Raw genomic sequence first — 14,209 nt, 5'->3', positions numbered from 1 at the left:
TCCTGATGAATGCATGACCAGTCAATGAATTTTGACGCCAACGACGTGGTCAGGCGGCTCGGCGCTCGTCTGAAGATTCGGCATCTGGTGCTGTTGTTGCAGATCCAGCAGCACGGATCGCTGACGCGCGTCGCCGAGCACATGGCGAGCAGCCAGCCGGCCGTGACCAACGCGCTGTCCGAACTGGAGAGCATGTTCGGCACGCCGCTGTTCGAGCGCTCGTCGCGCGGCATGCGGCCCACCGCGCTCGGCGCGGTCGTGCTCGAACGGGCGAAAGCGATGATCAAGGATCTCGACCACCTCGCCCGCGAGATGGAGGCCGTCGCCGCCGGGCATGCGGCCCATCTGCACATCGGCGTGATTCCGTTCATCTCCGGCCAGATGCTGTCGGCCGCGCTGAAGTGGCTGCAAGCGCGCATGGAGCGACGCCTGACCGTCACGATTCACGAAGGCACCAGCGATCAGTTGCTGCTGCAACTGCGCGATCACAGTGTCGACATCGTGATCGGGCGCGCGTCGTCGGCGATCGATCTCGGGCAAGTTTCGTTCGAAGTGCTGTATCAGCAGCAGCCGCGCATGATCGCGAGCCGGCGGCTGGCGGCGAAGCTCGCCCGCACGCCGCTGGACTGGCACAAGCTGCACGCGCTCGACTGGATTCTCGGCGCGCCGCATACGCCGATGCGCGAACAGGTGACCGACCTGTTCCTGTCGGCCGGCATCGCGCCGCCCGTGCCGATCGTCGAAAGCTACTCGTCGAAGCTGATCGGCGAAATGATCGCGTCGAGCGACGAGGCCGTGTCGATCGTGCCGGCCGATATCGCGGAAGAACTCGTGCGGATCGCCGGCGTGGCGATCGTGCCGTATTCGCTGGTATGGACGCTGCCGCCCATCGCGCTGTTCACGCGCTCCGCCGATTCGCAGTCGCCCGCGCGCGATCTGCTCGTCGATGCGCTGCGTGCAGTGTGCAAGGAGACGTACGGGGACACGCAGCGATAACCGCGTTACTTGCCCGCTGAAAGGCGACGCAGGATTTCCGCGCGCTCGGCGGCCAGCACGTGGTCCGAACCCTCGCCTCTGTCGTAGCGTGTGCTCGTGCGATAAGAAAAGCGCTTCGCGTATTGATGGACGGCAGAGTCGAACACCCATGCGTCGACTTCGAAGAAGTGCTTGTCGAAATGCACTTCGCCCTCTTGCCACTCGGCGTCCGCGCGGACAAACAGCGGATACGGCGACACCTCCGGCACGTTCCACATCGCGCGATCGGCCATTTCCGTCTGCGTGACCTTCGGCATCAGATTCTCGATCTTGCCGTTCGCGCCAACGCGCAGCACCGCCACGCGCTCCAGCATCCCGCTGCCGCCACCCGAGAACATTCAGGAGAAGAACACCCACGAGCCGCCGGACGCAATCGGCAACCGCTCAGACCGTGGATTCAGGCCGAACTGGTACAGCGCCTTCGAAGAATGGGGAAGCGGCGCCGGCGGCATCTCGAAGCACGGCGCACGGTCGGGCAGCACGCAGAGCTTCACGCCGGAGAGCGGAAGCCCGTCGCCGTCGAGCTTGCCTTCCGTCTGCGTGAAGCGCGGGAATGCAGTTTCGCGGGGCGCTGCCTGAACGCAGGCAATGCCGACGAACGCGATGCTTGCGATCGCCGCGAGCGTTTTACCGATCCAGCGCATCACCCCTCCGCCCGATGACACACCGCCTCGATATTGTGTCCATCCGGACCGATGACGAACGCCGCGTAGTAGTTCGCGTGATAATGCGGCCGCAGCCCGGGCGCGCCATTGTCTTTCCCGCCGGCCTCCAGCGCCGCGCGATGGAACGCATCGACTTGCTGCCGCGTGTCGGCCACGAACGCGATGTGGAGTTGCGCCGGTTTCTCGTCGGTCGGGAACAAACACAGCGAAGACTTGCTGGGCAGTCCGATCTCGATCCCGCACGACGGCTCGCGTTCCCCGACGATTTCGGCACCCAGCGGTTCCAGTGCCCTGAGGAAAAACGCCTTGCTGGCGGCGTAGTCGCTGACGCCGAATTTGACGTGGTCAAACATGAGCTCTCCCCGATGGATGGATCAGACAGCATGCTGATGCGATGGTGCGATGACCGCAACGGTGCCACATGCGGTGGTAGCCCGTTACCCGCTCGATCGCCCCGTATGAGACGTCCGGGGCATCCGAAAGCGGACTGAAAAAAACGCGCGGACACCCGGATCAGTCGACAATGAAAAGTTTCGCACCGGTCCGGGTGTAGGACTGATGTGGCTCCGCGTTGTCGCCAACCTGGTAGCTCATGCCCGCCGTCAAAACGAACTTCCGCCCGTCCTCGAGCGTCGTTTCCAGTTCGCCTTCCATACAGAAAAGAACATGCCCTTTTTGGCACCAGTGATCGGCGAGGTAGCCGGGCGTGTATTCCACCATCCGCACACGGATCCGGTTCGGCTCTTCACCAAAGAACCGCGTGCGCCAATAAGCGACGCCGGTTTCTCCTCGATGTTCCGTTCGTTCGATTTCGGCCCAGTTGGTCGTGCCAAAGGCAAACGCATCCATTTTCATACTGTCGCTTCCTGTATAGGTCGGGCTTTCGTGCCAGGGTCAATCCGCCGTCGCGATCCATGCAATCCGTTCGCATCCGATCGCCTTGGACATCAAACACTATTCCACAATTGCAAGTCGAGCATTCCGTGACGAATTCGGAGTGACCGATACATGCCCCCTGAGCTTGCGTCGTGACGCGGTAGCGCGGCAAGGTTCTGTCCGCGGCGGCAGTGGTCGGTGCCCGAGAGCGCAAACAGCGGGCACGGGCGATCTTCGCCGCCATCGCCGGCGCCCAGCTCATCGCGCGGAGCCGCGCCGATCTCTCGCTCTATGACGGGCTGATCGACAGTTATCGTAAAGCGGGCTTTTTGCCGGTGCAGCAGGGTAACGGGGGCGCGGCTTCAGATGAACGCGTGGTGTTCGATCGTGCGACCCCGACTGACGTGGATTCCGTCGCCGATGTTCGCTGCAGGACCGCCGCGATCACCGGCGGCCCGAACTGACAGGTTTTTCGTAAAGAGACCAGACAATACCGTCCGCTTTCAATCCGACGCGGACAAAGCCCAGCGACTCGTAGTAAGCGCAGAGCGTGATGTTTTCAGCGCTGCAGTCGAGTCGAAGCAAACGCCGGTTCAAGCGGCTCACCTCATGAGCGCACCAGTCGAGCATGAAGCTGCCGAGCCCGAGGCCGTTGAAACCCTGCCGCACACAGAGGCCGTGCACGTAGCCTGCAATCGGCGCTTGGGGCCCCCAGTGCCTGTCATCGTCGAAGTCGAGCGAGAACGTTCCGACCAGCGCGCCATCCTGTTCGACGACGTATACGGCTTTCTTGGCGACGTGGTTTCGTACCCACCCTTCGGAGAATCCGTCGCCCTCCTTGCCCCATACGTAGTCGCGGTGCGCGACCTTCTTGGCATGTGCATCGTTCCGGATCCGTGTCAGCACCGGAACATCGTCGACCGTCGCCTTGCGGACGCTTTTCGACACCATCGTTCGTTTCTCCGTCGGGTCTGGGCCGCCATCCCGCCACATCGCGCCACGCGTTGGTTATCGACGAGGCGGCACGACTGCACGCTCCATGAGTACTCAGCTTGATTGTCGCGCCGACGCGATGCCGGCCAGCCACGCGGGAAAACTCCCCGCGACACGCTCGCGCCGCGCATCATCATGCCAGACCCGAATCACTTGACCGGCGACGCCGCCTTCAGCGGGATCGAGGTCGACACACAGGTGATTGCCACTGCCGTCGTGGGTGAACGGAATCCACTTCAGGTTGTACCAGTCGTCGGCGATGCCGGGCTCCGGCTCCGATGTCATGCCGTCAAAATCGCCGCCGTCCACGAGACCTTTCCAGATGCGCCATTGCGCGAGGATCTCGTGAACGCTCAGCAGCGCATCGCTTCCGGAAAACGCATCGCCCAATGCCGTCTGGCCATTGTGAATGCGCAGACTGTCGATGAAAACGTCGGGCAGCGTCGTACCCAGCGCGACCTGCAATGCATCAATGTCATCGTCGGACGCGGGTCCGTTGAGTCCGCCCGGCAAGCGTGACGCATCGGCGGCGAACGTTGCATCGATCCGCTGCCATGTTTCGCGAAGGTCGATAGTGCGTGCGTCGTCGATCGCGTGGGCGGCCACGCGGGTGTCGACCGCCGGCAACGCTTGTTCGGCTCCCTCGGCGGATGTCGCCGTGACATGGCGCGGCGGCTCGCTGGCAAGGCCGCGATCGAGACGCAGGAACAGCACGGACGAACCTGCCGCCATCGGATAGTCCGCTGCGGGGATCGCGACGAGCACATCGGCATGGACGACACCACCGATCGACCCGTCATCTTCGGCCGGCAGCAGGCGAACGACCGGGTTACCATCGACGCCGCGGTGCAGATTGCCCCATCGCATCGCGTTCAGTCGAGCATCGCGCTCGACGCTGTGGTCAATGATGCCGGCTTCCCAATGGGGCCCCGGTGTTGCGGCGTGCTCGAGCAAATCGAGCACGCGCGGCATGATCGCGTGCATCAGCATAGCGACCGCATTCGTGTGGCCCGGCAGGTTGATCAGCGTGGCCTGATCGTAGCTGGTCATGACCGTCATCCCGCTCTGCGTACCGTCCGGCCGCGTGAACGTGAGCGTGGTTTTCTTCGGCGGCGAGCGATCGTCGCTGCGTCCGAAGTTGAAACGATCCGCCGGTGTTTGCTGGATCTCGACGGTCGCGTCGTCGCGCGAATACACCGGTTGCGCATTCAGTCCGACATCCCGGAAGGGCGGCTTGGCAGGCAATCCGGCTCCGACGATCAGGTCATAACGTTGCGCGAGCTCGGCGAGCTTCTTCCTGAATGCGTACTCGTTCTGTTGCACCTCGAGCGGCGACAACGCCATGTCCGGAGGCTCGATGTATTCGACCGAGTGGACTTCGTATCCCCAGCGCTGCAGTACCGCACGGATATACGGTCCGCTCGTGTCGGGCCGCTGCCAGCGTTCGCGAGCAATTCCGGGCGCGCGCTGTTCATATCCGACGATCACCACGCCGATGCGCGGCCGTTTGGTAACCTCGATATCGCGAACGCCTGCCGCTATCAGCGCGATCCGCCGCTCGGCCGTTATCCGGCTGCCCTTGGGCAGGAGCAGACTGCCTTGTCGATATTCGCTGCCGGGAGCGATGACGTGTTGCCCGGCGGATAGCGGCGCGTGCAACAGCAGGAAAGACCGGGCGCCGCGATGCGTAATTTCAACGTTGCCTTTCGGGACGACGGTGTCGGCGTTTTCCGGCAGTGCGAAATACGGAGGAACATCGACCGCACACCGCGCGCCGATTGCGCGAGCCGCCGGACTGCCCGCTGGCGAAGCCAGCGCGCGTCGGCTGAACTCGAAATCGAGTTCGGCGGGCGCACTATGCGTCGCGTGTACGGTATCAGATGCGCGCAATGCATAGCCTTCGATCGCAGCGAGCGGAACGGGCGGGACATTCTCCAGCGCGAAAACGTCGGCCGCCGTCACGCGCGTCAGCGCATCCTCCACCGCCACCGTCTCGGATTGCATCGCGCCCGGCACGACGCGTCGACAGCGTTCATAGGGCTGGTTGAGCCAGAAAGGGAAATTCTCGTGATCGCTCATGTGGTGAATGTTTTCATGCCGCGGTTTGGGGTCACCCGCGAACCGCGGCAACGGTACGGTTTTCCTTTTCCCCAGCGGCTCAACGTTTTGCGGCAGGCTGCTGAGATCCGACGTCGACGTAGAAATTCTCTTGGTCGAGCACGCGCTGGTTCAAATAGAAATTGCCGAGAAAAGCGCCCGCGCGTCGATTATCGCTGGCATCGATACGCTTGACCGATACTTCCGGGTCACTCGATGCACCCTGCTCGGTCGACGCAAACGGATACTCGTCGCAATCGCAATCGGTCGGCGTTTCGTCCGGATCGCCGGTGAACGTGCACTGACCGTTAACCGAGCCGTATTTCGCAACGCATTGCTTCTTGGATGCATCCCGATTGTCGCGCCGAAGCGTTGCGTCGCGCGTGCGTGTCAGCGGCCGGGACTCCCAAGTATCGGGAAAAATCGTGCCGTCTCCCTTCGGCACGAACTTGCCGGGCCGCCCGGCCGCTTGCGCTTCGCGAATATGGATCGCCGATTCATCGACGTCGGGATTCGTGGCGACAATGGTACGGAGAACCGCCGGTGCGTCCGCGTAGACACATCCTTGCGAGTTGCTCTTGACGAGCGCGACGTCGCATCGAATGTCGGGAATATAACCCACACCCGCGTACGGACTCACGCTTGCTCCGTTCTCGAACGAGTCCCCCGACTTCGCGACCCGATACTCGAGGGTCGGACTGAACCTGAGCGGGTTATTGGCTCCCATGTTCGGCGTAACCATCACCGATATCTCGTTGGACAATCCGCCGAGGGCAAGCGGCACGCCGGCATTGGGCGCAACCGTGCAATCCGATCCGCATTCGACGACGGGCTTGATCATCAGGCCGCCCGGATTGCCGGAAATGACGCGGGTGCGAAATCGGAACTTCAATGGCCACGCAAGCTGATTCGACGGATTGTCGGAATACGCGTAGGCCTCGATAGCCACTCGCCCGATTTCATTGTTTTGATTGTCCTTCGCGACATATTCGAGCGGGACCGTTTTCTGGCAATAACTGCTTCGACTCAATAGCGAGTCCCTGGTCGGTTCGGTCCGGACTGTCGTGCAAATGGGAGAAACATCCGTCGCACTTTCCGCATGAGCCGGCATCGCCGTCGCAAGCACAATCGCACCGGCAAAAAGCATTCGATGAATCACATTCCCTCCTGATTATTTCATTAATCGAAATGACCGATTTCGCTGCACATCCATTTAAACTAACATTTAGATGAAATGCAGCTGTCAATTTCGTCAGGGATATGTAAATCATCGACACGACTACATATCTATTGTTTTATTTTTATAAACGTAATTACCCATAAAATCAAAAAAACGAATTTTTCATGTCACGCCGACTAAATCGATCCCGTACGCGAAGCCCATGTCGCATAGTTGAATCCGTATGCGACGCAACCGACCTCGGCATGCCGAATAATTGAACGCTGCCGCCGTCAAGTGGCGGCAGCCGCCCGCTTCCGGCTGTTCTCGGCCAGTCATGCTTCTTCTGGTATGCCACCGGTGCCAAAGCCCTACGGATGAAACGTCTCGCCCCGCTTGAGCATGTCGATGAATTCCGCGATCTTTCGCGCCCGTGTTTCCGGCTTCTTCGCGTTCTGTATCCGAAACAGGATCGCATAGCGATTGCGGCTGTTCAGCGTCGCAAAAAACTTCGCGGCTTTCGGATTGGCGTCCAGCGCCGCCTGCAGATCGTCCGGCACGATCGAGTTGCTGGCCGACGTATAGGCCGCCTCCCAGCGGCCGTCCTTCCTCGCCCTCTCGATTTCGTCCATGCCGGCCGGCCACATTCTTCCTGCGGCGATCAGCGCTTCGGCCTTGTCCTTGTTGAGCCTGGACCAGATGCTTTTCGCCGAGCGTGGGGTGAAACGCTGCAACCAGTATTGCTCGCTCTCGGCCTTCTTTTGGCCATCGATCCAGCCGTGGCAGAGGGCGCTTTCCACCGCCTCTTCGTAGGTGACGGTTCGCTGCCCCGCGCCTTTTTTCGCGAGCCGCAGCCATGCGCCGGTCGACGCGCCGCCGTTTTTTTCCAGCCAGCTTTCCCATTCGGCTTGACTGGCAAACGTCAGCGCGCCTTCGGTCATGTCACGCTCCTGAACGGTCGGGTTTTCAACGATCCGGAAGCCGCCGCTCGACGAACGCGCGGCAACCGCCGGCGCAGCCCGTTGCGCACGACCGCCTCAAAGAATCCGGTTCAACGCATCGGCAAACCGCTTCACCGCGCCGTCGACATCGTGCAGCTTGTCGAGACCGAACAACCCGAGCCGGAACGTCTTGAAATCCTCCGGCTCGTCGCATTGCAACGGCACGCCCGCCGCGATCTGCACACCGACATCGGCGAATTTCTTTCCGGTGCGAATACCGTCATCGTCCGTGTAGCTCACCACGACACCCGGCGCCTCGAATCCTGCCGCGGCCACGCTCCTGAACCCCTTCTCCGTCAGCAGCGCACGAATGCGCTCGCCGAGCTCGAGCTGTTCCGCCTTCACCTTGTCGAAACCGTACGCATCGGTTTCCTTCATCACGTCGCGCAGCGTCGTGAGGCTGTCCGTGGGCATCGTCGCGTGATACGCGAACCCGCCGCCCTCGTACGCTTCCATGATCTGCAGCCACTTGTGCAGATCGCACGCGAAGCTGGTGCTGGTCGTCGCATCGATGCGTTCGCGCGCGAGCGGGCTCAACATGACCATCGCGCAACACGGCGATGCGCTCCAGCCCTTTTGCGGCGCGCTGATCAGGATGTCGACGCCGCTCGCCTGCATGTCGACCCACACGGTGCCCGACGCGATGCAATCCAGCACGAACATGCCGCCGACCGCATGCACGGCATCGGCCACCGCGCGCAGGTACGCATCGGGCAGCATCATGCCGGACGCGGTTTCGACGTGCGGCGCGAACACGAGATCGGGTTTGTTTTCCTTGATCGCGGCGACCACTTCGTCGATCGGCGCCGGCGCATAGGCGGCCTGCCTGCCGGCTTCGACCGGACGCGCCTTCAGCACCGTCGTTTCGGACGGGATGCTGCCCATGTCGAAAATCTGCGACCAGCGGAAGCTGAACCAGCCGTTGCGGATGACGAGGCACTTCTTGTTCGTCGCGAACTGTCGCGCCACGGCTTCCATGCCGAACGTGCCGCTGCCCGGGACGATCGCGACCGACTTCGCGTTGTAGACTTTATTCAGCGTGGCGGAGATGTCGCGCATGACGCCCTGGAAGCGCTGCGACATATGATTGACCGAGCGATCGGTGTACACCACCGAATATTCGAGGAGCCCCTCGCGGTCAACATCGGGAAGTAAACCTGGCATGCTCGCCTCCGGTGAAAGATGAACGATGGAATCGGGACAAGCCACGTCTTCGATTCGATACTGCTCTGCACCAATGCAAATGCGTCATTGCCTCGACGAAAGCAGATTCTAACGAACGCCGCCGGCCGATTGGCGCATATTTTGTCGGCTGCCGGGCCGGGTGTTCGTCGCCGCGAGCCCGCGCCGCCCACATCGCCCCGCTCCGCGTACGGGTTAACGACGCGTGCGCCAGGCATCCCATAACATGTCGAACGGCCCCTTCACGACGGAAATCTCGATGACCTCCTCTCCCGCATCGTCACTGCAGTCGTCAACCGATCCCGCGCTCGCCGAGCGCGTCGACGCGGTCCTGTCCCGCCAGCTCGACATGCAGCGCCTCGTCGGCGCGGTCGTCCTCGTCGCCCGCGACGGCGAACTCGTCTATCGCCGCGCGGCCGGGTTCGCGGACCGCGAATCGCGTACGCCGATGCGCGAGGACACGCTGTTCCGGCTCGCGTCGGTGACGAAGCCGATCGTCTCGGCGGCCGCGATGGCGCTCGTCGCGCAACGCAAGCTGTCGCTCGACGAGGACGTCACGCGCTGGCTGCCCGCGTTCCGTCCGGCACTCCCCGACGGCCGCGTGCCGACGATCACGGTGCGCCAGTTGCTCGTGCATACCGCCGGTCTCGACTATCGCTTCAACGAAACCGACGCAAACGGCCCCTACGCGCGCGCCGGCGTCTCCGACGGGCTCGATGGCGCATCGATCACGCTCGCCGAAAACCTGCGCCGGATCGCCAGCGTGCCGCTGCTGTTCGCACCCGGCACCCGCTGGAACTATTCGCTGTCGATCGACGTCGTCGGTGCGCTGATCGAGGCCGTCTGCGGCGTGCCGCTCGCCGATGCGGTCGATGCGCTCGTGCTGCGCCCGCTCGGCGCACGCGACACGGCCTTCGTCGCACGCGATCCCGCGCGGCTAGCCACGCCGTACGTCAACGACACGCCGCAGCCGCACCGGCTCGCGGAGAACGAGACGGTGCCCATCGTCGAAGGGTTCGTCGGCGTCACGTACTCGCCGTCGCGCGCGCTGAATGCACACGCGTTCGCATCGGGTGGCGCCGGGATGGTCGGCACCGCCGGCGACGTGCTGACGGTGCTGGACACGCTGCGTGCGGGCGGCGGCGCGATCCTGCCCGCCGAGCTCGTCGACGAGATGGGCCGCGTGCAAACCGGCGATTTCGAATTGCCGGACCTGCCGGGCGCGGGCTTCGGAATCGGCTTCTCGGTGCTGCACGACCCGCAGGCGGCCGCGTCGCCGGAATCCGTCGGCACCTGGCGCTGGGGCGGCGTCTACGGTCACTCGTGGTTCGTCGACCGCGCACGCGGGCTCACCGTCGTGTCGCTGTCGAACACCCTTTACGAAGGCATGAACGGGCAGTACACGCTCGATCTGCGGGACGCGATTTATGGCGTTCGGTAGCGAGCGGAATGGAAAAGGCCCGGCGAAGCCGGGCCCGTGTCGTTCCGCGCAGATCGATCGCTTCCTCGCGTCCAGCGCGGCGCATGACGTGTCGCGACATCCATGAATCGACGTCACGCCGCTTCCGGCCGACCGCATCGCTATCGTGACCTGGCAAGCATCACGTACAAGCCCAGGCCGGTATAAAGAATGAACAAGACCGCAACGACCGTACAGGCAACACGCCCGACCCCGCGCAGACGCGTTACACCGAAATACATCAACCCTGCTCCGACAAGCAGCCACAATGGCCAATAGCTGACACCCAGAATCAGCATCATGACCGGCCACGGTATATCGATGGCGATGTCGCTCATCCCGGCCCCCGTTGCTCGAGTAAAGATCGTGTGTCGAAACCTCCGCGATGTTGCCACATCCCGGCATCGGCGACATCGAGCACGGCGCGGCGCGCCGACCATGAAAAAAGGCCCGACGGAGCCGGGCCAACGGGTTTGAGACACAAGGAGAATCCCGCCCACCCCACACCGGGCGGTCACGCCGCGCTACACGACGTTCTTTTCGACGATCGGCCGGTTTTCGAGCACGCGCGCCCAGCCGAGCGACGACAGGTCGAGCGTGTCGTAACGCCCGCCCAGAATGAGTTCGCTGACGCCACGCCCGGTCGCCGGCCCTTGCTGCAGCCCGTGGCCGCTGTAGCCGTTCGCGAACACGACGTTGTCGAGTTCGGGGTGGTAGCCGATGATCGCGTTGTGATCGAACACGTTGTACTCGTAGTAACCGGACCAGCAGTTCTCGACGCGCAACGCCTCGAATTCCGGCACGCGGTGCGCGAGCGTCGGCCAGATCACGTCGTCGAACAGCGCGTGATCGACTTCGTCGAGCGGCAGGTCGTCCGGGTCGCGATCCGGGCTCGGCGACGTGCCGCAGATATACGTCCGCCCTTCCGGCCGGAAATACACGCCGGTCGGGTCGATCAGCAGCGGGCAATCGGCGAGCTTCGCCGGCGACGATACGTTGAAGATGCTGCGCCGACGCGCATACACGGGAATGTCGATGCCCATCATCGACGACAGCGCGCGCGTCCACGCGCCGGCCGCGTTGACCAGCGTGTCGCATGCGTAGCGCTCGCCGTCGCCCGTCACGACATGCGTGATCCGGCGGCCGTCGCGCACGACGTCCTTCACGTCGGCGGCCACGTAGCGCGCGCCGAGCGCCTGCGCCTTCTTGCGCAGCGCCTGCACGAGCCCGTAGCCGTCGAACCAGCCTTCGCCGCTCACGCCGTACGCGCCCGACACGAGATCGTCGACGTTGAGCCACGGAAACTTCGCGCGCAGCGCGGCGCCGTCCATCAGCCGGATATCGGCGCCGAGGCGCGTCTGCAGCGCATGGTTCTCGCGCAGCGTCGCGTCGCCGGCCGGCGTCGCGAGGAACAGGTAACCGCCTTCGTGCAGATCGATCGACGGCCGGTTGCCGTCCACTTCGAGCCGTTCGCCGATCGTGCGCAGGAAGTCGATGCCGAACAGCGACATCTCGATCGACAGCGGCGTGGAGAACTGCTGGCGAATCGACGCGGCCGACAGCGCCGACGACGATCTCGCATAGGTGGGATCGCGTTCGATGACGGTCACGGCGACCGTGGGATCGGTGGCGCGCAGGAAATACGCGATCGAGCTGCCGATCACACCACCGCCGACGATGACGACTTGAGAACTCACGACTGACTCCGGTTGCACGTAAAAGGCTTGGGGCCGCTCACGCTGATGACGGGCTTGGCGCCGGCCTCCGCCGGCCGGCCGCGCCCGTGGCTGGTTCGTGCCGCGCCTCGCGCGGCGTCGCGCGGGCAGGCTTCGTCGACGATCGCTCCGGCTATTTCAGCACGTCCGGCATCGCCGCGAAAGCCCGCTCGCCCGTGTTGCGTTCAGTCCGCCGATTTCGTCGTGACGGGCTGCCACGCGGCGTTCTTCACTTCATACAGCGTCGAGCTCGGGCTCTTCAGGTCGCCCGTGTTCGTGAATGCGATCGTGCCTGTGATGCCGTCATAGCGCGTGCCCTTCAGCGCACCGTTGAAATCGGCCGGCTTCGTCGAGTTCGCCTTCTGCATCGCGTTGATCGCGATCCACGTCGCGTCGTACGCGAACGGCGCATACGCGAGCATGTCAACGCCGTACTTCTGCTTGAATTTCGTTTCGAACAGCTTGCCCTTCGCCAGACGCGACAGCGGCTGCCCGTACTCCCACACCGACGCGCCTTCGGCCGCGTTGCCGGCCAGCCGGATGAAGTTCGCGTTCATCACGCCGCCGCCCGCGAGGAACTGCGCGCGAATGCCGAGCTGGCGCATGCGCTTCACGAGCATCGCGGCCTGTGCGTCGAGGCCGCCGAAGAACACGAGGTCGGCATTCGTGCTCTTGATCTTCGTGAGCTGCGCGCTGAAGTCGACGGCCTTGTCGTTCGTGAATTCGCGCGCGACGATCGTGCCGCCGTTCGCCTTCACGGCCTTCTCGAACTCGTCGGCTTCGCCCTGGCCGAACGCGGTGCGATCGTCGATGATCGCGATGCGCTTCGCCTTCGTCACGCTCGCCGCATACGCACCGGCGTTGCCGGCGTTCTGCGTGTCGGTCGCGATCACGCGGTACACGGTATCGAGCCCGGCGCGCGTGATGTCGGGATTGGTCGCCGACGGCGTGATCATCGGAATGCCGGCCTTCGCGTAGATCTTCGACGCGGGCAGCGTCGTGCCCGAATTGAAGTGGCCGATCACAACGGCCACCTGCGCGTCGGCGAGCTGCTGCGCGGCCTGCACGCCGGTGCGCGGATCGCTCTGGTCGTCCTGCGACGCTATGACGAATTTCACCGGCTTGCCGCCGACGGTCGTGCGCGCGGCATTCGCTTCGTCGACCGCCATGCGCACGCCGTTCTCGATGTCTTTGCCGTATGCGGCGCCGCCGCCCGTGAGCGGGCCGGCCACGCCGACCTTGACGATCGTCTCCTGTGCGTGGGCCGCGCCCGTCTGGAACGCGAGAAGCGCGGCGGTCAGCGCAACGCCGGAAAGCGAACGAATGCGGAACGTCATGGCAGTCCTTCTTCTGGGGGTCGGGATGCAACGCGCGAGGGTCGCGCGCCGGCAACCTCCTGCGCGCCGGTGATGCGTTTGCGTGCCAGGGCGCGTGCCACGCGCCAATCCGGGCGGACGATGACCGCGGCTCCGTCTCCGAAGAGCCTTTCATCGCGTAAGAGGTGAAGGGATTGTGGGTAGCCAATACCCGTGCAGCAAACGAAATATCGGAACTATGTTGTGAGGATTTGTCATCAAGTTCCGTAGTCGCGGCCGATCCTCGGCCCGCCCGTCGGTGGACCGTGCAGGGAAGCTTTCCATGGCGAAGGGCGGCCGCGCCGCTGGATCAAGGTCGGCCATGGTCATGCCGGCAACGCATCATCGTTGCGACGTCGTCCCGGCCGGCCTTCGCGACGCCGGCAAGGCGCCGCGTCATCGATCAGTGCCGATCGGTGCCCTTGTGGTTGCGCACCGCGTCGGCGGCCTCGGCGGCCTTCTCCTGAAGCTTGCCGGCCTGCTGTTCAGCCACGCCTTCCGCTTCGGTCTCGCGGTCGCCCGTCACCTTGCCGAGTGCTTCCTTGACCGAACCCTTGACCTGCTTGAGCTTGCCCTCGATGCGATTCCTGTCCATGGTCGTCTCCTGCGATGGTTGAGGAAAGCCGGCGATGCCGCGCCCCTGCGCGGCGCCGCCGAGTGGACAGGATCGCA

General features: G+C 63.8%; 15 protein-coding genes and 1 pseudogene. 3 read left to right on the top strand and 13 right to left on the bottom strand.

Annotation, left to right across the window (positions count from 1 at the left end):
- Positions 1-24 precede the first annotated feature (24 nt).
- Positions 25-996: a LysR substrate-binding domain-containing protein gene (locus WS54_RS02170; protein ID WP_059784680.1), complete on the top strand. Its 972-nt coding sequence runs from the start codon at positions 25-27 to the stop codon at positions 994-996.
- Positions 997-1,001: 5 nt separating this feature from the next.
- Here the strand turns inward: WS54_RS02170 and WS54_RS34125 are convergent, their stop codons facing one another.
- From WS54_RS34125 to WS54_RS02155, 4 genes are all read right to left on the bottom strand, one after another.
- Complete coding sequence (locus WS54_RS34125; RefSeq protein WP_236872747.1) at positions 1,002-1,349, bottom strand: hypothetical protein; 348 nt, start codon at positions 1,347-1,349, stop codon at positions 1,002-1,004.
- Positions 1,350-1,373: 24 nt separating this feature from the next.
- Positions 1,374-1,682, bottom strand: a complete 309-nt coding sequence (locus tag WS54_RS34120) for a hypothetical protein (RefSeq protein WP_236872746.1) — start codon at positions 1,680-1,682, stop codon at positions 1,374-1,376.
- Positions 1,679-2,053, bottom strand: coding sequence for a VOC family protein (locus tag WS54_RS02160; RefSeq protein ID WP_059784682.1), 375 nt, complete (start codon positions 2,051-2,053; stop codon positions 1,679-1,681). Before WS54_RS02160 ends, WS54_RS34120 begins: the two co-directional genes overlap by 4 nt.
- 160 nt (positions 2,054-2,213) lie before the next feature.
- Positions 2,214-2,555 (bottom strand): DHCW motif cupin fold protein, encoded by a 342-nt coding sequence (locus WS54_RS02155; protein ID WP_059784683.1) that lies wholly within the window; start codon positions 2,553-2,555, stop codon positions 2,214-2,216.
- Between the two features lie 191 nt (positions 2,556-2,746).
- Here WS54_RS02155 and WS54_RS02150 point away from each other — a divergent pair.
- Positions 2,747-2,911, top strand: a pseudogene (locus WS54_RS02150) (TetR/AcrR family transcriptional regulator); the annotation flags it as partial.
- Positions 2,912-3,020: 109 nt separating this feature from the next.
- On the opposite strand, the gene WS54_RS02145 reads toward WS54_RS02150, so the two are convergent.
- The 5 genes from WS54_RS02145 to WS54_RS02125 form a co-directional block, all read right to left on the bottom strand.
- Positions 3,021-3,527 (bottom strand): GNAT family N-acetyltransferase, encoded by a 507-nt coding sequence (locus WS54_RS02145; RefSeq protein ID WP_059784687.1) that lies wholly within the window; start codon positions 3,525-3,527, stop codon positions 3,021-3,023.
- A 96-nt stretch (positions 3,528-3,623) separates the two neighbouring features.
- A complete protein-coding gene (locus tag WS54_RS02140) occupies positions 3,624-5,648 on the bottom strand; it encodes an SMI1/KNR4 family protein (protein ID WP_059784690.1) in 2,025 nt (674 codons plus the stop codon).
- Between the two features lie 79 nt (positions 5,649-5,727).
- On the bottom strand, positions 5,728-6,825 hold the full coding sequence (locus tag WS54_RS02135; RefSeq protein WP_236872745.1) for a NucA/NucB deoxyribonuclease domain-containing protein: 1,098 nt from the start codon (positions 6,823-6,825) through the stop codon (positions 5,728-5,730).
- 371 nt (positions 6,826-7,196) lie between these two features.
- Positions 7,197-7,766, bottom strand: coding sequence for a YdeI/OmpD-associated family protein (locus WS54_RS02130; RefSeq protein ID WP_059784697.1), 570 nt, complete (start codon positions 7,764-7,766; stop codon positions 7,197-7,199).
- A 96-nt stretch (positions 7,767-7,862) separates the two neighbouring features.
- A complete protein-coding gene (locus tag WS54_RS02125) occupies positions 7,863-8,990 on the bottom strand; it encodes an aminotransferase class V-fold PLP-dependent enzyme (RefSeq protein ID WP_059784701.1) in 1,128 nt (375 codons plus the stop codon).
- A gap of 277 nt (positions 8,991-9,267) precedes the next feature.
- Here WS54_RS02125 and WS54_RS02120 point away from each other — a divergent pair, with 277 nt between their 5' ends.
- Positions 9,268-10,449, top strand: a complete 1,182-nt coding sequence (locus WS54_RS02120) for a serine hydrolase domain-containing protein (RefSeq protein ID WP_059785145.1) — start codon at positions 9,268-9,270, stop codon at positions 10,447-10,449.
- 140 nt (positions 10,450-10,589) lie between these two features.
- Here the strand turns inward: WS54_RS02120 and WS54_RS02115 are convergent, their stop codons facing one another.
- The 4 genes from WS54_RS02115 to WS54_RS02100 all read right to left on the bottom strand — a co-directional run bounded on the left by WS54_RS02115 (position 10,590) and on the right by WS54_RS02100 (position 14,132).
- Positions 10,590-10,805 carry a hypothetical protein gene (locus tag WS54_RS02115; RefSeq protein WP_059784705.1) on the bottom strand — a complete coding sequence of 72 codons (216 nt, stop codon included), beginning with the start codon at positions 10,803-10,805 and terminating at the stop codon, positions 10,590-10,592.
- 186 nt (positions 10,806-10,991) lie between these two features.
- Complete coding sequence (locus WS54_RS02110) at positions 10,992-12,164, bottom strand: NAD(P)/FAD-dependent oxidoreductase (protein WP_059784708.1); 1,173 nt, start codon at positions 12,162-12,164, stop codon at positions 10,992-10,994.
- Positions 12,165-12,367: 203 nt separating this feature from the next.
- The gene (locus WS54_RS02105) at positions 12,368-13,519 is read right to left on the bottom strand and encodes a branched-chain amino acid ABC transporter substrate-binding protein (RefSeq protein ID WP_059784711.1); all 1,152 of its coding nucleotides are present in this window, start codon (positions 13,517-13,519) and stop codon (positions 12,368-12,370) included.
- 421 nt (positions 13,520-13,940) lie between these two features.
- Positions 13,941-14,132, bottom strand: coding sequence for a CsbD family protein (locus tag WS54_RS02100; RefSeq protein WP_059784714.1), 192 nt, complete (start codon positions 14,130-14,132; stop codon positions 13,941-13,943).
- Between the last annotated feature and the right edge of the window lie 77 nt (positions 14,133-14,209).

Source organism: Burkholderia sp. NRF60-BP8, assembly GCF_001522585.2.
Lineage (GTDB): Bacteria > Pseudomonadota > Gammaproteobacteria > Burkholderiales > Burkholderiaceae > Burkholderia.
This window is presented reverse-complemented; position numbering and strand designations above follow the sequence as displayed.